Here is a 19,349-nt window from a genome sequence, read left to right as displayed (position 1 = left end):
GAACTCCTTACCTCGCGACAGTCGACTTAGATCAAGCCTTTCTTCTGCTTGTAATCGCGAACAGCGGCCTTGATGGCATCTTCGGCGAGCACGGAGCAGTGGATCTTGACCGGCGGCAGTGCCAGCTCTTCAGCCAGCTGGGTGTTCTTGATGGTCTCGGCCTCATCCAGGGTCTTGCCCTTCATCCACTCGGTGGCGAGGGAGCTGGAGGCGATGGCCGAACCGCAGCCGTAGGTCTTGAACTTGGCGTCTTCGATGACGCCCTGCTCGTTGACCTTGATCTGCAGGCGCATCACGTCGCCGCAAGCCGGGGCGCCGACCATGCCGGTGCCGACATCCGGATCGTCGGCGTTCATCTTGCCGACGTTGCGCGGGTTTTCGTAGTGGTCGATGACCTTTTCACTGTATGCCATGGTGCAATTCCTTCCTCATCAGGGAGCCGCTCTTGCCGGCGACTGCTTAGTGGGCGGCCCACTCGATCTTGGAGATGTCGACGCCGTCTTTGTACATGTCCCACAGCGGCGACAATTCACGCAGCTTGTTCACGGCTTCGCAGACTTTCTGCGCGGCGTAGTCGACTTCTTCTTCGGTGGTGAAGCGGCCGAAGGAGAAGCGGATCGAGCTGTGCGCCAGTTCGTCGTTGCGGCCCAGGGCGCGCAGGACGTAGGACGGCTCGAGCGAAGCGGAGGTGCAGGCCGAACCGGACGAAACGGCGATGTCCTTCAGCGACATCAGCAGCGACTCGCCCTCGACGTAGTTGAAGCTCAGGTTCAGGTTGTGCGGCACGCGCTGGGTCTGGCTGCCGTTGACGTACAGCTCTTCGAGGTCCGAGACCTGCTTGAAGAAGCGGTCGCTCAGGGCCTTGATGCGCACGTTTTCAGCGGCCATTTCCTGCTTGGCGATGGCGAAGGCCTCGCCCATGCCGACGATCTGGTGGGTCGGCAGGGTGCCCGAACGCATGCCGCGCTCATGGCCGCCGCCGTGAATGATGGCTTCCAGGCGCACGCGCGGCTTGCGGCTGACGTACAGCGCGCCGATGCCTTTCGGGCCGTAGACCTTGTGCGCGGAGAACGACATCAGGTCGACCTTGAGTTTCTGCAGGTCGATCTCGACGCGGCCGGCCGACTGGGCGGCATCGACATGGAACAAGACGCCGCGCGAGCGGGTCAGTTCACCGATGGCGGCGATGTCGTTGATCGAGCCGACTTCGTTGTTCACGTGCATCAGCGAGACCAGGATGGTGTCGTCGCGCAGCACGGCCTCGACCATGGCCGGGGTGACGATGCCGTCTTCGCCGGGCTCGAGGTAAGTGACTTCGAAACCTTCACGCTCGAGCTGGCGAGCGGTGTCCAGGACCGCCTTGTGCTCGATCTTGGAGGTGATGATGTGCTTGCCCTTGGTCTGATAGAAGTGCGCCACGCCCTTCAGAGCGAGGTTGTCGGACTCAGTGGCACCGCTGGTCCAGACGATCTCGCGCGGGTCGGCGTTGATCAGTTCGGCGACCTGGCGGCGGCCGTTCTCGACTGCTTCCTCGGCCTTCCAGCCGAACACGTGGGAGCGCGAGGCCGGGTTGCCGAAGTTCCCGTCAACCAGCAGGCACTCGGCCATCTTCTGGGCGACACGGGGATCGACCGGCGTGGTCGCGGAGTAATCGAGGTAGATCGGCAACTTCATTGAGTATCTCCTATCAGGCGGTGGCGTCGCTCGTCGCTGCGGTTTCAGTCGACGGCGGACGTCTCAATCTTGTCCAACTGGGCAACTCGGCCTGCGACACGGCGCAGGTCCTGGCGCTGGGCGACTTCCTGCACCTCGCGGCGCATGACGAGGTCGGCCAGGCTGATGCCACTGAGGAATTCATGGATCTGCTGGCTCAGGTCGCACCACAGGTGGTGAGTCAGGCAGGTATCACCGGCGTGGCAGTCCCCCAGGCCCTGGCAACGGGTGGCATCGACCGATTCGTTGACCGCGTCGATGACCTGGGCCACCTGGATGGTTTCCATGCCCCGCGACAGCTGGTAGCCGCCACCCGGACCGCGAACGCTGGATACCAGGCTGCTGCGGCGCAGCTTGGCGAACAGCTGTTCCAGATAAGAGAGGGAAATGCCCTGGCGCTCGGAAATGTCGGCCAAAGACACCGGCCCATGCTGCGCGTGCAACGCCAGGTCGAGCATGGCGGTCACGGCGTATCGGCCTTTGGTAGTCAGTCGCATGGCGTATGGGTACCACGGGAGTTACAGGATGTGTGCGAGTATGCGATTCCCGAGCATTTAAGTCAACTATTAGACCTAGTGCTTTAGTCGGGTATGCATGCGGGAGGCGGGCGCGAGTGTAGCAGACAAGGGGCGCAAGCACACGCCCCTTGTGTCGGGCCGGCGCAATCAATGCGACTGAGTGTCGCCCTGCTTCAGCTCGGCACAGGCCGCGGCAAAGTCATCATCGGGCAGCGCCGGCAGTTCCTTGGCACAGTAGTCACTGCCCATCCGGGTCAGCGCGCCGCACATGCCCTCCAGGCGCTCGTCGACGGCCTGCAGGTGGTCGAGCATCTGGCCGATGGCGCGGGCCACCGGGTCTGGCATGTCGCCGCTGACGCCGTAGGCATCGAAGCCGATCTTCTCGGCCATGGCCTTGCGCTTGGCCTCGACGGCGTCATCCTCGGTCTTGACGATGATCCGCCCCGGGATGCCCACCGCCGTGGCGCCGGCCGGCACCGCCTTGGTGACCACGGCGTTGGAGCCGATCTTGGCCCCGGCGCCAACGGTGAACGGACCCAGCACCTTGGCCCCGGCACCGACCACCACGCCGTTTTCCAGGGTCGGGTGACGCTTGCCCTTGTTCCAGCTGGTGCCACCGAGGGTGACGCCCTGGTACAGGGTCACGTCGTCGCCGATCTCGGCAGTCTCGCCGATGACGATGCCCATGCCGTGGTCGATGAAGAAGCGCCGGCCGATGGTCGCCCCCGGGTGGATCTCGATGCCGGTCATCCAGCGACCGAAGTTCGACACCAGCCGCGCCAGCCACTTGAAGTCGCGCCGCCACAGGGCATTGCCCAGGCGGTGCAGCCAGATGGCATGCATCCCCGGGTAGCAGGTCAGGACCTCGAAGGCGTTGCGCGCCGCCGGGTCACGATGGAAAACGCTCTGGATATCTTCACGCAGACGCTCGAACATCTGTCAGTCCTTCCTTTTATGCGGCTCGCCCCGTGCGACCTTCTGGGTCTCAGTAAGGATGCCGCGCAAAATGCTCATTTCCGGACGCTCGACCGAGCTTCGCCCATACAGCCGGCGCAGGCGCGCCATCAGGTGCTTGGGTTTCTCGGGATCGAGGAAGCCGATGTCCACCAGGGTCTTTTCCAGGTGATCGTAGAACAGCTCCATTTCGTCCATGGTCGCCAGCTCGCTGGCGTCGACCTTCTCGACCTTCACCGCACTGCCCTGCCCTGCCAGCCAGGCCATGCGCACCTCATAGGAGAGCACCTGGACGGCGGCGGCCAGATTCAGCGAGCTGAAGTCGGGGTTCGAGGGAATGTGCACGTGGAAGTGACATCGCTGCAGTTCTTCGTTGGTCAAGCCGGCGTGCTCGCGCCCGAACACCAGGGCGATCTCTTCGCCGCCCATGGCCTGGGCCACGGCCCTGGCCCCGCACTCGCGCGGGTCGATCAGCGGCCAGGGGATGCTGCGCTCACGGGCGCTGGTACCCATGACCAGGCTGCAGCCGACCAGCGCCTGCTCGAGGCTGTCGACCACCTGGGCGTTGTCCAGCACGTCGTCGGCGCCCGAGGCGCGGGCGCTGGCGTCCGCGGCCGGAAACTCTTTTGGCTGCACCAGCACCAGACGCGACAAGCCCATGTTTTTCATGGCACGCGCAGCGCCGCCGATGTTGCCGGGGTGGCTGGTATTGACCAGAACAACACGAATATTTTGCAGCAAGGTGTCGTGCTCTCGGATGCGGAAACAGGAGGGTTCGATCTTACAGAACCGACCAGCGTAACGCCATGAAAGCAAATGTGACACTTCTGTCGTCAAAGATTTCTGCTAGAATGATCGGCTTTCCTCTTTAACATCTCCAGGTGACCTTCCCATGCAGCCTATGCTGAATATCGCCCTGCGCGCCGCTCGCAGCGCCAGTGAACTGATTTTCCGCTCCATCGAACGCCTGGATAGCATCAAAGTCGACGAAAAGCAGGCCAAGGACTATGTGTCCGAGGTTGACCGCGCCGCCGAGAAGGTCATCGTCGAGGCCCTGCGCAAGGCCTACCCGAACCACTCGATCCAGGGTGAAGAGACCGGCCTGCACGCGGGCAGCGGTGAAGAAGGCAAGGATTACCTGTGGATCATCGATCCGCTGGACGGCACCACCAACTTCCTGCGTGGCGTTCCGCACTTCGCTGTCAGCATCGCCTGCAAATACCGTGGCCGCCTCGAACACGCCGTGATCGTCGACCCGGTTCGCCAGGAAGAATTCACCGCCAGCCGTGGCCGTGGCGCCCAGCTCAATGGCCGCCGCCTGCGCGTCAGCTCGCGCACCAGCCTGGAAGGCGCGCTGCTGGGCACCGGCTTCCCGTTCCGTGACAGCCAGATGGCCGACCTGGACAACTACCTGGGCATGTTCCGCGCCCTGACCGGCCAGACCGCCGGCATCCGTCGCGCAGGCTCCGCCAGCCTGGACCTGGCTTATGTAGCCGCCGGCCGCTTCGACGCCTTCTGGGAGTCGGGCCTGTCCGAGTGGGACATGGCCGCGGGCGTGCTGCTGATCCAGGAAGCCGGTGGCCTGGTGAGCGACTTCAACGGTGGCCACGACTTCCTTGAGAAGGGCCACATCGTTGCAGGCAACATCAAGTGCTTCAAGGCCGTGCTGACTGCCATCCAGCCGCACCTGCCAGAGCACATGAAGCGCTAAGCGCGGATTGCACGGGCACAAAAAAGCACCCCTCGGGGTGCTTTTTTTGTGCCTGAATTCAGCCTGGCATCGCCTTCCCATGTAGGAGCGGCCTTGTGCCGCGAAAGGGCTGCGAAGCAGCCCCGACAGTCTTGAGAAAGACGCAATACCCTAGGGCCGCTTCGCGCCCCTTTCGCGGCACAAGGCCGCTCCTACAGAAAAGCGGCCTGCAAACGGCTCACTGCCCCGGCTGGTTCTGCCCCAGGACCAACTTGCCATTCTTGTCCAACGGAATGGTCGAGCCCGGCTCGTGATCCATCTTCACCTTGCCCACCTGGTCACCGATGGAATAGGTCACGTTGTAACCCACCACCTTGTCGCTGATGTCATTGACCGTGTTGCAGCGGGTTTGCGTGGTGGTGTAGGTATCACGCTCCTGCATGCCTTCCTGCACCTTGTTGCCGGCATAGCCGCCACCGACCGCACCGGCCACGGTGGCAATCTTCTTGCCGGTACCGCCACCGATCTGGTTGCCCAGCAGGCCACCGGCGATGGCACCAACCACCGTACCGGCAATCTGATGCTGGTCCTTGACCGGCGCCTGGCGCGTCACGGTGACATCCTTGCAGACCTCACGCGGCGTTTTCACTTGCTGCTTGATCGGCTGCACGTCGGTGACCTGGGCGTACTCAGGCCCTTTGTTCACCAAGCTGTAGGTCGCCACAGCACCTCCGGCAGTCACACCGACAGCACCCAGAACCGCACCCACCAGCATTGATTTGTTCACGTGAACCTCCTGATCGTACCCGCGGGCTCCAGCCCGCCTTCTCCCTGCCTTGGAGCAAAAAAAAAGGCGCGAGTTCAACACTCGCGCCTCTCTTTGCGCCAAACGGCGCGAGACAAGCCTTACGGACGCTCGTCCACACCCTCGGTCTTGACCGGCGGGATCAGGTCTTCGCTGCTCAGGTTCAGCCAGATCAGCACCACGTTGGCGATATAGATCGACGAGTAGGTACCCGCCATGACGCCGATGAACAGCGCCAGGGAGAAGCCGAACAGGTTGTCGCCGCCGAAGAACAGCAGCGCGGCGATGGCCAGCAAGGTCGACACCGAGGTGGCAACGGTCCGCAGCAGGGTCTGGGTGGTCGAGATGTTGATGTTCTCGATCAGCGAGGCCTTGCGCAGCACGCGGAAGTTCTCGCGCACCCGGTCGAACACGACGATGGTGTCGTTGAGCGAGTAGCCGATGATCGCCAGCACCGCCGCCAGCACCGTCAGGTCGAAGGTGATCTGGAAGAACGACAGGATGCCCAGGGTGACCACCACGTCGTGGATCAGCGAGATGATCGCGCCCACGGCGAACTTCCACTGGAAGCGGAACGCCAGGTAGATGAGGATGCCGCCCAGTGCCAGGAGCATGCCGAGGCCGCCCTGGTCACGCAGCTCCTCGCCCACCTGCGGGCCAACGAACTCGACGCGCTTGACCGTGGCCGGGTTGTCGCCGCCGATCTTCTGCAGTGCCTCGGCCACGCGGTTGCCCAACTGCGGGTCATCGCCCGGCATGCGCACCAGCAGGTCGGTGGTGGCGCCGAAGCTCTGCACCACGGCATCGTGGAAGCCGGAGCCGACCAGCTCGGTACGGACCTTTTCCAGGTCCGCCGGACGCTCGTAGGTGAGCTCGATCAGCGTACCGCCGGTGAAGTCCAGGCCGAAGTTCAGGCCCTTGTGCCACCAGCTGAACAGCGCCAGCACGGTGAGGAGCACGGTAATGGCGAACGCGACATTGCGCACGCCCATGAAGTTGATGGTTTTCATCGCAGCTCCCTCAAACCCACAGCTTCTTGATGTCACGCCCGCCGCAGGTCAGGTTGACCAGTGCGCGGGTCACCATGACGGCGGTGAACATCGAGGTGAAAATCCCGAGGGACATGGTGACCGCGAAGCCCTTGACCGGGCCGGTACCCATGGCGAACAGGATGCCGCCGACCAGCAGGGTGGTCAGGTTGGCGTCGACGATCGCCGAGTAGGCGCGGTTGAAACCTTCGTGGATGGCGCGCTGCACCGACATGCCGGCGGCGATCTCTTCGCGGATACGCGAGAAGATCAGCACGTTGGCGTCCACCGCCATGCCCATGGTCAGCACGATACCCGCGATACCCGGCAGGGTCAGGGTGGCGCCCAGCAGCGACATCAGCGCCAGCAGCAGGACCATGTTGCCCGCCAGGGCGATGGTCGCCAGCACACCGAAGGCGCGATAGATGGCGATGATGAACAGCGAGACGAACAGCATGCCCCACAGGGATGCATCGATACCCTTGGTGATGTTGTCGGCACCCAGGCTTGGGCCAATGGTACGTTCTTCAGCGAAGTACATCGGCGCGGCCAGGCCACCGGCACGCAGCAGCAGGGCCAGTTCGGACGATTCGCCCTGGCCGTTCAGGCCGGTGATGCGGAACTGGCTGCCCAGCGGCGACTGGATGGTCGCCAGGCTGATGATCTTCTTCTCTTCCTGGAAGGTCTGCACCGCGACTTCTTTCTCGACGCCGTCGACCACCTGCTTCTGGTAGCGGGTGACCGGCTTCTGCTCGATGAAGATCACCGCCATGCTGCGCCCGACGTTGGTACGGGTGGCGCGGCTCATCAGCTCGCCGCCGTGGCCGTCGAGGCGGATATTCACCTGCGGGCGACCGTGCTCGTCGAAGCTGGCCTGGGCGTCGGTGACCTGGTCACCGGTGATGATCAGGCCACGCTCGACCGCAGCGGAGCGGCCGCCTTCGCGGAACTCGAACACCTCGGTGGTAGCCTTGGACGCGCCCGGCTCGGCACCGAAGCGGAACTCCAGGTTGGCGGTCTTGCCGAGGATACGCTTGGCTTCGGCGGTGTCCTGCACGCCCGGCAGCTCGACCACGATGCGGTTGGCGCCCTGGCGCTGGACCAGCGGCTCGGCCACGCCCAGCTCGTTGACCCGGTTGCGCACGGTGGTCAGGTTCTGCTTGATCGAGTATTCGCGGATCTCGGCGACTTTCGCCTGGGTCAGCGCCAGACGCAGCACGGCGAGCTCGTTGCGCTCGGTGGTGGTCAGGTCGAAGTCATTGAAATTCTTGCGGATCAGGCTGCGGGCCTGTTCGCGGGTAGCATCGTCGGCGAAGCCCAGCATGATGCCGCCGTCCTGCTGGGGCAGGCTGCGGTAGCGGACGCGCTCTTTGCGCAGCAAGGTCTTGACCTCGCCTTCGTAGACTTTCATGCGAGCGGTCATGGCCTTGTCCATGTCCACTTCCAGCAGGAAGTGCACACCACCGGACAGGTCCAGGCCCAGCTTCATCGGGCTGGCACCCAGGTTGCGCAGCCACTGCGGAGTGGTCTGGGCCAGGTTCAGGGCCACGACATAGTCGTCGCCGAGGGTCTTGCGCGCCACATCCTTGGCCGGCAGCTGTGCTTCCTGGTTGGTCAGACGCACCAGCGCACTGCCCTTCTCGCCCAGGCTGCCGCCTTTGACGGCGATACCGGCATCGGTCAGCGCCTTGGTCACGCGATCGAGGTCGGCCTGGCTCACATGCAGGGCGGAGCTGGCGCCGCTGATCTGCACCGCCGGATCATCCGGATAGAGGTTGGGTGCGGAATAAATGAAGCCGACCGCCAGTACCACCACGATCAGCAGGTATTTCCACAGAGGGTATTTGTTCAGCATCACGCCGCCCGTTCAAGACGCGGGGCGCTTTGCGCGCCCCGACTGGAAAAATGAAACCGGTAACTCAGATAGCCTTGAGCGTACCTTTCGGCAGGGTCGCCGCCACGGCGCCCTTCTGGAACTTCAGCTCGACGTTGTCGGACACTTCCAGGACCACGAAGTCGTCGGCAACCTTGACGATCTTGCCGGCGATGCCGCCGGTGGTGACCACTTCGTCACCTTTTTGCAGGTTGCTCAGCAGGTTTTTCTGCTCTTTGGCACGCTTGGCCTGCGGGCGCCAGATCATCAGGTAGAAGATGACCAGGAAGCCGACCAGGAAGATCCACTCGAAGCCGGTACCGGCTGGGCCGGCGGCTGGGGCTGCTGCGTCCGCGTAAGCGGCGGGAATCAAGAAGCTCATTGGGCACTCCTAATGGATATTTTCTAATAATGGATGCGAACAGTCAGTCCAAGGGCGGCACAGGCAGCCCGCGCTTGGCGTAGAAGGCGTCGACAAAGGCGGCCAATTTACCCTGTTGAATAGCCTCGCGTAAACCGGCCATCAAGCGCTGGTAATGGCGCAAGTTGTGGATGGTATTCAGCATGCTGCTCAACATTTCGCCGCACTTGTCCAGATGATGCAGATAGGCGCGGGAGAAGTTGGTGCAGGTATAGCAATCGCAGGTCGGATCCAGCGGCGATTCATCGTGGCGATGGAACGCGTTGCGGATCTTGATCACCCCGGTATCGACGAACAGATGGCCGTTGCGCGCATTGCGCGTGGGCATCACGCAGTCGAACATGTCGACGCCGCGGCGCACACCCTCTACAAGATCTTCCGGCTTGCCTACCCCCATAAGGTAACGAGGTTTGTCAGCCGGCATCTGCGCAGGCAGGTAGTCCAGCACCTTGATCATCTCGTGCTTGGGCTCGCCCACCGACAGGCCGCCGATGGCCAGGCCATCGAAGTCGATGTTGACCAGCGCTTCCAGCGAGCGCATGCGCAGGTCCTGGTACATGCCGCCCTGGACGATGCCGAACAGCGCCGCGGTGTTGTCGCCGTGGGCGTTCTTCGAGCGCTGGGCCCAGCGCAGCGACAGCTCCATGGAGGTGCGCGCCACGTCGTGCTCGGCCGGGTACGGGGTGCACTCGTCGAAGATCATCACGATGTCCGAGCCCAGGTCGCGCTGGACCTGCATGGACTCCTCGGGGCCCATGAACACCTTGGAACCGTCCACTGGCGACGCGAAGGTCACGCCTTCCTCCTTGATCTTGCGCATGGCGCCCAGGCTGAACACCTGGAAACCACCGGAATCAGTGAGGATAGGGCCTTTCCATTGCATGAAGTCGTGCAGGCCGTTGTGTTTCTTGATGACCTCGGTACCCGGGCGCAGCCACAGGTGGAAGGTGTTGCCGAGGATGATCTCGGCGCCGATCGCCTCGATGTCACGCGGCAGCATGCCCTTGACCGTGCCGTAGGTGCCCACCGGCATGAAGGCCGGGGTCTCGACGGTGCCACGGGGGAAGGTCAGCCGGCCACGACGGGCCTTGCCGTCGGTGGCCAGCAGTTCGAACGACATTCGACAGGTGCGACTCATGCTTGATCCTCTGGGCCGCGTGGCGCCGGATTGCGGGTGATGAACATGGCATCACCGTAACTGAAGAAGCGGTACCCGTTCTCGACCGCTGCCGCATAGGCAGCCATGGTCTCGGGGTAACCGGCGAAGGCCGAGACCAGCATCAGCAGCGTGGACTCCGGCAGGTGGAAGTTGGTGACCAGGCAATCGACCACATGGAACGGCCGGCCCGGGAAGATGAAGATGTCGGTGTCGCCGCTGAAAGCCTTGAGCTCGCCATCGCGCGCCGCGCTCTCCAGCGAACGCACGCTGGTGGTGCCCACGGCGATCACCCGGCCGCCACGGGCGCGGCACGCAGCGACGGCGTCGACCACGTCCTGGCTGACTTCGAGCCACTCTTTGTGCATGGTGTGGTCTTCGATCTTGTCGACCCGCACCGGCTGGAAGGTGCCGGCGCCCACGTGCAGGGTGACGAAGGCGCGCTCGACGCCCTTGGCGGCGATCTTCGCCAGCAGCGCTTCGTCGAAGTGCAGGCCGGCGGTGGGCGCGGCCACGGCGCCGGCGCGCTCGGCGTAGACGGTCTGATAGCGCTCGCGGTCGGCGCCCTCGTCGGGACGGTCGATGTACGGCGGCAGCGGCATATGGCCGACGCGCTCGAGCAGCGGCAACACCTCTTCGCTGAAGCGCAGTTCGAACAGCGTGTCGTGGCGGGCGACCATCTCGGCCTCGCCACCGCCGTCGATGAGGATCTGCGTGCCCTCTTTCGGCGCCTTGCTGGCACGCACATGGGCCAGCACGCGGTGGCTGTCAAGCACGCGCTCGACCAGCACTTCCAGCTTGCCGCCGGAGGCTTTCTGGCCGAACAGGCGCGCCGGGATCACCCGGGTGTTGTTGAACACCATCAGGTCGCCCGGGCGCAGGTACTCGAGCAGATCGGTGAACTGCTTGTGGGCCAGCGTGCCGCTGGGGCCATCGAGCACCAGCAGGCGGCTGCCATGGCGCTCGGCCAGAGGGTGGCGGGCGATCAGGGAATCGGGGAGTTCGAAAGAAAAATCGGCGACGCGCATGATGATGTTCGGTTCGACAGGGCCGCAAAGTTTAGCCCAATGCGTGAAAATTGACCATGAAAGCCGATTGACCGACCCAAGGCACCTCTCTATACTGCGGCGCCACAAGCCCTGATGGCGGAATTGGTAGACGCGGCGGATTCAAAATCCGTTTTCGAAAGGAGTGGGAGTTCGAGTCTCCCTCGGGGCACCAAGATCCAGAAAAAACCGACCTTATGGTCGGTTTTTTTGTGCTTGTCGATTGCGGCATCCATCGCTTACGCGGCCCCTGTAGGAGATCATCCAGCCCTTCGGGCTACGCTGTCTCGCAGGTAACAGAGTTCCTGCGTGGGAGCGGGCTTGCCCCGCGATCACCGGCGCAGCCGGTGCCAAACGTCGCATCGCGGGGCAAGCCCGCTCCCACGCTGCCCCAGTCAAATCAAAGAATTGTGTTTTGCTCCATGAGAGCGGCCTTGTGTCGTGAAAGGGCTGCACAGCAGCCCCGGCGATTCCAGCGACATGATCAGGATCCTGGGGCCGCGCTGCGGCCCTTTCGCGACACAAGGCCGCTCCTACAAAAAACGTGCAAGCCTAGCGACTTCGAGCTCGTTTTACGCCGAGTACTCTAAGGCCTCCCCCACTCCCAGCAGTCCATTTCCCAAACCTAGCCAAGCCTTTACGACAGTCCTGACTGCACAGAAAATCACACTTGGTGCAATTTACTGTAGAGCCACAGCATTGACTTCATGTTACCGACCGCACAGGGTAAGTAGCTTCTAGCCCCATCGGAACATTCCCCGTGCCACTAAGCCATCGCCCTGTCCAACCTGCCGACATCGCCACGCTCTGTAGTTTCCCTCAAAGCGCGGACGAACTCTTCTATATGTTCCCCAAAGCCACTTACCCGCTCACATCCGCGCAACTGAGCGAAGCCATCGCCCAGCGCAGCGGTTCGACGGTGATCGAGGCTGACGGGGCGATCGTTGGCTTCGCCAATTTCTATAAGGCTGAATATGACGGAGTCTGCGCGCTAGGTAATGTGGTGGTGGCCCCGACCGCGCGAGGCCAAGGTGTGGCGCGCTACCTTGTGCAATGCATGATCGCCCTGGCTCGCGAAGATTTCGCGGCGCGGGAGATCTGGGTGTCGTGTTTCAACCATAACACCGCTGGGCTGCTGCTTTATCCACAGCTGGGTTTTGTGCCGTTCGGGATCGAGGAGCGGCGGGCGCCGGATGGGTCCCGGGTAGCGCTGGTGCAGATGAAGCAGGTGTTGGGCTGAGGTTGAGGTGGTTTACGGGGTGCTCGGTATGGCCTGGATTGGGGGTGCGTTGCAGCCCATCGCGGGGCAAGCCCGCTCCTACAATCGCCCGCGAAACCTTTGAGCGATCGGTAAATTCCCGTTACACCCTGCGTCAAATCCCACCGAACCTTGCCCCTCCCGCGACGTCGGAACCTGCATCCCCCGCATCGAGGTTCCCCCCACGTGAAAGCCCTCCTCGCCCGCAAATACCGCCTGGTGGTCAAGACCTTCGGCTACATCGGCTGGTCGCTGTTCTGGCTGCTGATCTGGGACGTGCTGGTCACCATCGACTTCATGCTGTTCTTCAACAGCAAGTTCAGCCTGCCGCTGATCCCGCTCACCCTGCTGGGCTCGGCGCTGGTGGTGCTGGTGAGCTTTCGCAACAGCAGCGCCTACAACCGCTGGTGGGAGGCGCGCACGCTGTGGGGCGCGCTGGTGAACAGTTCGCGCAGCTTCGCCCGGCAGGTGCTGACGCTGGTCGACGATCCGGCCGACGGGCCGAACCCGGTGAAGGCGACCTTGCTGCGCCGGCATATCGCCTACGTGAACTGCCTGGCGGCGCACCTCAAGGGCGAGCAGTGCCCGGATGAGCTGATGGCCTTCATACCACCCGGGGAGTTCGAGCGGCGCAATCGTTCGAACAATTTCGCCAACGACATCCTCGGCGGCTCGGCGGCCTTGCTGGCCCAGGAATACCAGGCCGGGCGCCTGGACAGCATTCGCCTGGCACGGCTGGAATCGACCCTGGTGGACATGTCCAACGCCCAGGGCGGGATGGAGCGGATCGCCAATACGCCGCTGCCCTACCCTTATGTGTACTTCCCGCGGCTGTTCATCACGTTGTTCTGCCTGATCGTGCCGGTGGGGCTGGTGGAGTCGCTGGGCTGGTTCACGCCGCTGGCCTCGACGGTGGTCGGCTTCATGCTGCTGGCCATCGAGCGGATCGGCACGGACCTGCAGAGCCCGTTCCGCTTCAGCGAGCACCAGATCCCGATGGACACGATCTGCGAGACGATCGAACGCAACCTGGAGTCGATGCAACGGGAGGCGCAATGCGGCGCCTTGGCGCACTGATCCGCCCGCTCTCCTTTATTCCCGCCGAGCATACTCCCGACAATCCTCCCAACCGATCCCGCTCTGGGCCGTGTGCTGCAATAGCCACTCCAACGCCGGCTGCGTCTTGGGCTGGTTGTCGCGGAACTGGATCACGCCCTTGCGCCAAAGCAGCATCAGCGTCAGCACCCGCTGTGCCGAGGCTTCGGCGGTCAGCGGCCCGTCATCCTGGGCGTCGATGTCCCACAGCGAAACCTGCATCTGCTGGCTGTCCATGAATGCCTCGCCATCGGCGCGGCGCTGGCCGTAGGGCGGGCGGAACAAGGGCACGTACTGCTCCGCCAGGTCGGCCTGGACCCGCGCCTGGCTGCGCCGCAGCGAGTCCTGCCAGTCCTGCCACTGGGCGTGGGAGCGGTACTCCCACCCCTGGATACCCACGCACTGGCCGGCATACAGCTCATTCACCGGGCCGGCGTCGCGACGTTGCTGAAGGCGATTGCCGAGCACGAAGAATATCCCGTCGAGCTTCTGCCGCCGCAGGTAGTCAGCCACCGCATCGGTGCTGCCGCCCTGGGGCCCCGGGCCGCCAGCGAAGGTTAGGAGGAACATCCGGTCGTTGAGTTCCTCGCCATTGCGCTCGCGACCGGACAGCTTGGCCACCTCGCTGGTGGTCTGCGGGAACAGCGCGGCCTTGCGCAACTGCTCATCCAGGTATCGAGTGTGGAACTGGTGACTGGGCTCGACCCATCCGGTATAGAACGTGCCGACATCCTCGGCGAAAACGGCGGACTGCGTGCGCAGGTCGGCCATGGACTCGACCGGGTAGCAGAACGAGGCATCCTGCTCGCAACTCTTCTGCGCCTGTTGATAACTTGTCCACAGGCGCTGCCACAGACGTGCCCGTACGGCCCGCACGACGGTCAGGTTGATCTGACGCAGGCCCAGCCGGCTCTTGAGCGCCTGCTCGTCGAGCATCTCGCTTTCGTGCAGCACCCGGGCGAACGACAGGATCTCCGCCCGCGACGCCACGTCGAACAGCGTCGGGCTGTCCAGCTGCTCGGGCCACAGCTCACGGTCGAAACTGACGAAATCCGCCGGGGCCGCCTGCGCGCCCAGGCTGAGCAGCCCGGCGAACAGGGCAAACGCGATACGCACGATGAGCAATCTCCTTGAAGGCATGGCGCGCACTATAGCGCGACCGCCCGCGGTTTAATGTGGCGATGTTCGGTGACTATCGTCGCCATAGTTTGGCGTTGTGCCAGCGGCCCCGTAGAATTCGCCCGACGATTCCAGGAGCCGACCCGATGCTGACGGTGATTTCCCCCGCCAAGACCCTCGACTACGACACCCCGCCGGTAACCCAGCGCCACACCCTGCCCCAGTACCTGGACGATTCCCAGGAACTGATCGTGCAACTGCGCGAACTGGCGCCGGCGCAGATCGCCGAGCTGATGCACCTCTCCGACAAGCTCGCCGGCCTCAACGCCGCACGCTTCGGCAGCTGGACCCCGGATTTCACCCCGGCCAACGCCAAGCAGGCACTGCTGGCGTTCAAGGGCGACGTGTACACCGGGCTCGACGCCGAGAGCCTGGGCGAGGACGACTTCAGCTACGCCCAGGACCACCTGCGCATGCTCTCGGGCCTGTACGGCCTGCTGCGCCCGCTGGACCTGATGCAGCCCTACCGCCTGGAAATGGGCACCAAGCTGGCCAATGCCCGCGGCAAGGACCTGTACGCCTTCTGGGGCACACGTATCAGTGAATGGCTGAACCAGGCCCTGGCCGACCAGGGTGACGACGTGCTGCTGAACCTGGCCAGCAACGAGTACTTCAGCGCGGTGAAGAAGAGCGCGCTGAAGGCGCGGGTGATCGATGTCGACTTCAAGGACCTGAAGAACGGCCAGTACAAGATCATCAGCTTCTACGCCAAGAAGGCCCGCGGGATGATGAGCCGCTTCGTGATCCAGGAGCGGATCAACGATCCGGAGCAGCTCAAGCGCTTTGATGTGCAGGGTTACTACTACAGTGCCGAGCAGTCGAAGCCGGATCATCTGGTGTTCCTGCGCGATCACACTGAGGGCTGATGGCCCAGGGGGGCGCTTTGCGCCCCTTTCGCGGCACAAGGCCGCTCCTACAGGGACCGCGCTGTTCTCTGTAGGAGCGGCCTTGTGCCGCGAAAGGGCTGCGAAGCAGCCCCCCTCGCCCTGCAACAGGGCACGCTTGCGCTTGAAGATCGCCAAATAACAGACGCCAAAAAACCATCTACCCTATCCTTATTGCAAAACGCCATAAGACCGTTCGTAGTTTTTTGACGAAAATTGAAAAAAATTTTCGCATGCTGGCCTAAAACCATCCCCCTGCGATTTCGCCCTTTATATACGGGGACGAAACTGCCGCGTGCTATCAGATTGAAAGTATTTCCCTCTGAAAAAATATTTAGAAATCTTTCATCGTGACGAAACCGCCCCCGGAACTTCTGCCAAGGGAGATGGCTCATAGCACCCGTAACGAGTTTCAAGCGCCCGGCGTGAGAGATGACTTACAGATGACAAAGGGCCGCCATTCTCAGCCGGCCTGAAAACTTCAACGGCGGTACAGGAAGTGCCAAAAGCCATGATCCATGCAGGAGACAAGCGCCCCTAAAATTCGTCCTAGTGGTTGATTTCAAAGGATTTATCCACTTGAAAAAACAAGCACAGCACTTCACCAACGGTGAATTGCAATAAAGACGGCTGCATTTCAGGGCACGCCTTTTTAATACTGGCCTTTGACTGCCAACTTTGAGTGCATAACTTTTTGCGCTCCGGATTTATTCATGCCTGCGTTCGGTGAAGTGTCAATTCGCCATGGATCCGTGCGCCCGAAAACTGCTGGTCAATCAACCCGGTCGGCTCTTCGCTGAAGGGCTGGCGTGATAAACACACGAGGTGAATGCGATGCGTATCAGCATCTTTGGTTTGGGTTATGTGGGTGCAGTCTGTGCAGGTTGCCTGTCGGCACGAGGCCACGAAGTGATTGGTGTGGACGTGTCCAGCACCAAGATCGACCTGATCAACAAGGGCAAGTCGCCCATCGTCGAACCGGGCCTGGAAGAGCTGCTGCAGCAAGGCATCGCCAACGGCCGCCTGCGCGGCACCACCGACTTCGCCGAGGCCATCCGTGCCAGCGACGTGTCGATGATCTGCGTCGGCACGCCGAGCAAGAAGAACGGCGACCTGGGCCTGGAATACATCGAGTCGGTGTGCCGCGAGATCGGCTACGTGCTGCGCGACAAGGCCAGCCGTCACACCGTGGTGGTGCGCAGCACCGTGCTTCCGGGCACCGTGAAGAACGTGGTCATTCCGATTCTGGAAGACTGCTCGGGCAAGAAGGCCGGCGTCGACTTCGGCGTCGCGGTCAACCCTGAGTTCCTGCGCGAAAGCACCGCGATCAAGGACTATGACCAGCCACCGATGACCGTCATCGGCGAGCTGGACAGCGCCAGCGGCGACGTGCTGCAGGCCCTGTACGAAGAGCTCGACGCGCCGATCATCCGCAAGCCGGTCGAAGTGGCCGAGATGATCAAGTACACCTGCAACGTCTGGCACGCGACCAAGGTCACCTTCGCCAACGAGATCGGCAACATCGCCAAGGCCGTCGGCGTCGATGGTCGCGAGGTGATGGACGTGGTCTGTCAGGACAAGGCGCTGAACCTGTCGCAGTACTACATGCGCCCGGGCTTCGCCTTTGGCGGTTCGTGCCTGCCGAAGGACGTGCGCGCCCTTACCTACCGCGCCGCCAGCCTCGACGTGCGCGCCCCGCTGCTCGACTCGCTGATGCGCAGCAACGAATCCCAGGTGCAGAACGCCTTCGACATCATCGAGAGCCACGACAAGCGCAAGGTCGCCCTGCTCGGCCTTTCGTTCAAGGCCGGCACCGACGACCTGCGCGAAAGCCCGCTGGTGGAGCTGGCCGAACGCCTGATCGGCAAGGGCTACCAGCTCGACATCTACGACCAGAACGTCGAGTACGCCCGTGTCCACGGCGCCAACAAGGACTACATCGAGTCGAAGATCCCCCACGTTTCCTCCTTGCTCAATGCCAACTTCGAGCAGGTGGTGGACAACGCCGAGATCATCATCCTGGGCAACCGTGACGAGCAGTTCCGTGCCCTGGCCCAGCAGGCGCCGGAAGGCAAGCAGGTGATCGACCTGGTCGGCTTCATGAGCAAGCCGACCTGCGCCACCAGCCGCACCGAAGGTATCTGCTGGTAAACCCGGTCGGGCGGCGCGTCCCTCCCCAGCGCGCCGCCCGCCCTCCCCCGAATTCTCGACGGATGCCGAACATGCAAAGGTTCCAGACCATGCTGCTGCAATGCGCCGGCTGGCTGCTCTACATGAGCCTGCTCATGCTGATCGCCCTGGCCCTGCCCAGCGATATCTTCGACTCGCAGTCGAAGCACTTCATCTTCCTGGTCGGTGCCGTCGGCATCTGGCGTTACTCCATGGGCGCCACCCATTTCATCCGCGGCATGATCTTCCTGTACATCGTGTACCCCTACCTGCGCCGCAAGGTGCGCAAGCTGGGCCAGGCGGCCGACCCGTCGCACGTGTACCTGATGGTCACCAGCTTTCGCATCGAGGCCCTGACCACCGCCCAGGTGTACAGCTCGGTGATCCGCGAGGCGATCGACTGCGGCTTCCCCACCACCGTTGTCTGCTCGCTGGTGGAGAAGTCCGACGAGTTGCTGGTGAAAAGCCTGTGGGCCAAGTACAACCCGCCGTCCCGCGTGACTCTGGACATCGTGCGCATCGCCGGCACCGGCAAGCGTGACGGCCTGGCTTATGGTTTCCGCGCCATCTCGCGGATGCTGCCGGATGAAAACGCCGTGGTGGCGGTGATCGACGGCGACACCGTGCTGGCCGAGGGCGTGGTGCGCAAGACCGTGCCATGGTTCCGCCTGTACCCCAACGTCGGTGGCCTGACCACCAACGAGTTCTGCGAAGTCCGTGGCGGCTACATCATGAGCGAGTGGCACAAGCTGCGCTTCGCCCAGCGTCACATCAACATGTGCTCCATGGCCCTGTCCAAGCGCGTGCTGACCATGACCGGGCGCATGTCGATGTTCCGCGCAAGCGTGGTGACCAACCCCGAGTTCATCGCCGACGTCGAGAGCGACTCGCTGATGCACTGGCGCCTGGGCCGCTTCAAGTTCCTCACCGGCGACGACAAGTCCAGCTGGTTCAGCCTGATGCGCCTGGGCTACGACACCTTCTACGTGCCCGATGCCGCGATCAACACGGTCGAGCACCCGCCGGAAAAAAGCTTCGTCAAGGCCAGCCGCAAGCTGATGTACCGCTGGTACGGCAACAACCTGCGGCAGAACTCCCGCGCCCTGGGCCTGGGCCTCAAGCGCCTGGGACTGTTCACCAGCATCGTGCTGCTCGACCAGCGCGTGTCGATGTGGACCAGCCTGCTGGGCCTGACCGTGGCGGTGATCGCCAGCTTCAAGTTCGGCCTGCAGTTCCTGCTGGTGTACCTGCTGTGGATCGGCATCACCCGCCTGATTCTCACCGTCATGCTGCTGTGCTCGGGCCACAACGTCGGCCCGGCCTACCCGCTGATTCTCTATTACAACCAGATCGTCGGCGCGGTGATGAAGATCTACGTGTTCTTCCGCCTCGACAGGCAGTCCTGGACCCGCCAGCCCACTGCCCTCAAGCGCGACCTCGCAAGTTTTCAACAATGGTTCAACACCTGGTCCTCGCGGACCATGACCTTCTCGGCCGCGAGCATCTTCGTCGCCGTGCTGTTCATGGTCGTGTGAGCCCCCGGATCGGACAACAGGAACG

Annotated in this window: 18 protein-coding genes and 1 tRNA gene; 7 read left to right on the top strand and 12 right to left on the bottom strand. The window is 63.0% G+C overall.

Translation table 11 applies throughout. The features are described from left to right. Nucleotides 1–26: 26 nt before the first annotated feature. From iscU to trmJ, 5 genes are all read right to left on the bottom strand, one after another. Nucleotides 27–413: a Fe-S cluster assembly scaffold IscU gene (iscU, locus tag VUG52_RS04720; protein WP_011532337.1), complete on the bottom strand. Its 387-nt coding sequence runs from the start codon at nt 411–413 to the stop codon at nt 27–29. Nucleotides 414–459: 46 nt separating this feature from the next. Next, a complete protein-coding gene (locus VUG52_RS04715) occupies nt 460–1,674 on the bottom strand; it encodes an IscS subfamily cysteine desulfurase (protein ID WP_046854251.1) in 1,215 nt (404 codons plus the stop codon). A gap of 44 nt (nt 1,675–1,718) precedes the next feature. Then, complete coding sequence (iscR, locus tag VUG52_RS04710; protein ID WP_050704358.1) at nt 1,719–2,210, bottom strand: Fe-S cluster assembly transcriptional regulator IscR; 492 nt, start codon at nt 2,208–2,210, stop codon at nt 1,719–1,721. A gap of 168 nt (nt 2,211–2,378) precedes the next feature. Next, nucleotides 2,379–3,167 (bottom strand): serine O-acetyltransferase, encoded by a 789-nt coding sequence (cysE, locus tag VUG52_RS04705; protein ID WP_028689587.1) that lies wholly within the window; start codon nt 3,165–3,167, stop codon nt 2,379–2,381. Between the two features lie 3 nt (nt 3,168–3,170). After that, entirely contained in the window at nt 3,171–3,926 is a 756-nt protein-coding gene (gene trmJ, locus VUG52_RS04700; RefSeq protein ID WP_050704357.1) for a tRNA (cytosine(32)/uridine(32)-2'-O)-methyltransferase TrmJ, read from the bottom strand. Between the two features lie 151 nt (nt 3,927–4,077). On the opposite strand from trmJ, the gene suhB reads away from it, so the two are divergent. Further along, nucleotides 4,078–4,896: a type III secretion system regulator SuhB gene (gene suhB / locus VUG52_RS04695; protein ID WP_050704356.1), complete on the top strand. Its 819-nt coding sequence runs from the start codon at nt 4,078–4,080 to the stop codon at nt 4,894–4,896. 217 nt (nt 4,897–5,113) lie between these two features. On the opposite strand, the gene VUG52_RS04690 is transcribed toward suhB, so the two are convergent. From VUG52_RS04690 to queA, 6 genes are all read right to left on the bottom strand, one after another. Then, nucleotides 5,114–5,662 (bottom strand): glycine zipper 2TM domain-containing protein, encoded by a 549-nt coding sequence (locus VUG52_RS04690; protein ID WP_050704355.1) that lies wholly within the window; start codon nt 5,660–5,662, stop codon nt 5,114–5,116. 119 nt (nt 5,663–5,781) lie between these two features. After that, complete coding sequence (gene secF, locus VUG52_RS04685; protein ID WP_110735797.1) at nt 5,782–6,690, bottom strand: protein translocase subunit SecF; 909 nt, start codon at nt 6,688–6,690, stop codon at nt 5,782–5,784. 10 nt (nt 6,691–6,700) lie between these two features. Then, complete coding sequence (gene secD / locus VUG52_RS04680) at nt 6,701–8,563, bottom strand: protein translocase subunit SecD (protein ID WP_050704351.1); 1,863 nt, start codon at nt 8,561–8,563, stop codon at nt 6,701–6,703. A 64-nt stretch (nt 8,564–8,627) separates the two neighbouring features. Next, nucleotides 8,628–8,963 (bottom strand): preprotein translocase subunit YajC, encoded by a 336-nt coding sequence (gene yajC, locus VUG52_RS04675; RefSeq protein ID WP_050704350.1) that lies wholly within the window; start codon nt 8,961–8,963, stop codon nt 8,628–8,630. A gap of 43 nt (nt 8,964–9,006) precedes the next feature. After that, on the bottom strand, nt 9,007–10,122 hold the full coding sequence (gene tgt, locus VUG52_RS04670) for a tRNA guanosine(34) transglycosylase Tgt (protein WP_023629281.1): 1,116 nt from the start codon (nt 10,120–10,122) through the stop codon (nt 9,007–9,009). A 14-nt stretch (nt 10,123–10,136) separates the two neighbouring features. Continuing rightward, entirely contained in the window at nt 10,137–11,186 is a 1,050-nt protein-coding gene (gene queA / locus VUG52_RS04665; protein WP_050704349.1) for a tRNA preQ1(34) S-adenosylmethionine ribosyltransferase-isomerase QueA, read from the bottom strand. Nucleotides 11,187–11,294: 108 nt separating this feature from the next. Between queA and VUG52_RS04660 the strand changes: the two genes are divergently transcribed. The 3 genes from VUG52_RS04660 to VUG52_RS04650 all read left to right on the top strand — a co-directional run bounded on the left by VUG52_RS04660 (nt 11,295) and on the right by VUG52_RS04650 (nt 13,539). After that, nucleotides 11,295–11,379, top strand: a tRNA-Leu gene (locus tag VUG52_RS04660). A gap of 585 nt (nt 11,380–11,964) precedes the next feature. Beyond that, complete coding sequence (locus VUG52_RS04655) at nt 11,965–12,444, top strand: GNAT family N-acetyltransferase (protein ID WP_050704348.1); 480 nt, start codon at nt 11,965–11,967, stop codon at nt 12,442–12,444. A gap of 204 nt (nt 12,445–12,648) precedes the next feature. Beyond that, nucleotides 12,649–13,539: a bestrophin family protein gene (locus VUG52_RS04650; RefSeq protein WP_203650680.1), complete on the top strand. Its 891-nt coding sequence runs from the start codon at nt 12,649–12,651 to the stop codon at nt 13,537–13,539. 15 nt (nt 13,540–13,554) lie between these two features. Here the strand turns inward: VUG52_RS04650 and VUG52_RS04645 are convergent, their stop codons facing one another. Next, nucleotides 13,555–14,673 (bottom strand): polysaccharide deacetylase family protein, encoded by a 1,119-nt coding sequence (locus VUG52_RS04645; RefSeq protein WP_050704354.1) that lies wholly within the window; start codon nt 14,671–14,673, stop codon nt 13,555–13,557. A gap of 149 nt (nt 14,674–14,822) precedes the next feature. Between VUG52_RS04645 and yaaA the strand changes: the two genes are divergently transcribed. The 3 genes from yaaA to VUG52_RS04630 all read left to right on the top strand — a co-directional run bounded on the left by yaaA (nt 14,823) and on the right by VUG52_RS04630 (nt 19,324). Then, entirely contained in the window at nt 14,823–15,602 is a 780-nt protein-coding gene (gene yaaA, locus VUG52_RS04640) for a peroxide stress protein YaaA (RefSeq protein WP_262951908.1), read from the top strand. Nucleotides 15,603–16,454: 852 nt separating this feature from the next. Next, on the top strand, nt 16,455–17,771 hold the full coding sequence (locus VUG52_RS04635) for a nucleotide sugar dehydrogenase (protein WP_050704345.1): 1,317 nt from the start codon (nt 16,455–16,457) through the stop codon (nt 17,769–17,771). 71 nt (nt 17,772–17,842) lie between these two features. After that, nucleotides 17,843–19,324, top strand: coding sequence for a glycosyltransferase family 2 protein (locus tag VUG52_RS04630; protein WP_050704344.1), 1,482 nt, complete (start codon nt 17,843–17,845; stop codon nt 19,322–19,324). Nucleotides 19,325–19,349 lie beyond the last annotated feature (25 nt).

It is taken from the genome of Pseudomonas sp. LH21 (genome assembly GCF_036549575.1).
GTDB lineage: Bacteria > Pseudomonadota > Gammaproteobacteria > Pseudomonadales > Pseudomonadaceae > Aquipseudomonas > Aquipseudomonas peradeniyensis.
This window is presented reverse-complemented; position numbering and strand designations above follow the sequence as displayed.

What these genes read in the sequence shown, in the direction of transcription:
- iscU (WP_011532337.1), bottom strand. Translation starts at nt 413, where the DNA reads ATGGCATACAGTGAAAAGGTCATCGACCACTACGAAAACCCGCGCAAC.
- VUG52_RS04715 (WP_046854251.1), bottom strand. Translation starts at nt 1,674, where the DNA reads ATGAAGTTGCCGATCTACCTCGATTACTCCGCGACCACGCCGGTCGAT.
- iscR (WP_050704358.1), bottom strand. Translation starts at nt 2,210, where the DNA reads ATGCGACTGACTACCAAAGGCCGATACGCCGTGACCGCCATGCTCGAC.
- cysE (WP_028689587.1), bottom strand. Translation starts at nt 3,167, where the DNA reads ATGTTCGAGCGTCTGCGTGAAGATATCCAGAGCGTTTTCCATCGTGAC.
- suhB (WP_050704356.1), top strand. Translation starts at nt 4,078, where the DNA reads ATGCAGCCTATGCTGAATATCGCCCTGCGCGCCGCTCGCAGCGCCAGT.
- secF (WP_110735797.1), bottom strand. Translation starts at nt 6,690, where the DNA reads ATGAAAACCATCAACTTCATGGGCGTGCGCAATGTCGCGTTCGCCATT.
- secD (WP_050704351.1), bottom strand. Translation starts at nt 8,563, where the DNA reads ATGCTGAACAAATACCCTCTGTGGAAATACCTGCTGATCGTGGTGGTA.
- yajC (WP_050704350.1), bottom strand. Translation starts at nt 8,963, where the DNA reads ATGAGCTTCTTGATTCCCGCCGCTTACGCGGACGCAGCAGCCCCAGCC.
- tgt (WP_023629281.1), bottom strand. Translation starts at nt 10,122, where the DNA reads ATGTCGTTCGAACTGCTGGCCACCGACGGCAAGGCCCGTCGTGGCCGG.
- queA (WP_050704349.1), bottom strand. Translation starts at nt 11,186, where the DNA reads ATGCGCGTCGCCGATTTTTCTTTCGAACTCCCCGATTCCCTGATCGCC.
- yaaA (WP_262951908.1), top strand. Translation starts at nt 14,823, where the DNA reads ATGCTGACGGTGATTTCCCCCGCCAAGACCCTCGACTACGACACCCCG.
- VUG52_RS04635 (WP_050704345.1), top strand. Translation starts at nt 16,455, where the DNA reads ATGCGTATCAGCATCTTTGGTTTGGGTTATGTGGGTGCAGTCTGTGCA.
- VUG52_RS04630 (WP_050704344.1), top strand. Translation starts at nt 17,843, where the DNA reads ATGCAAAGGTTCCAGACCATGCTGCTGCAATGCGCCGGCTGGCTGCTC.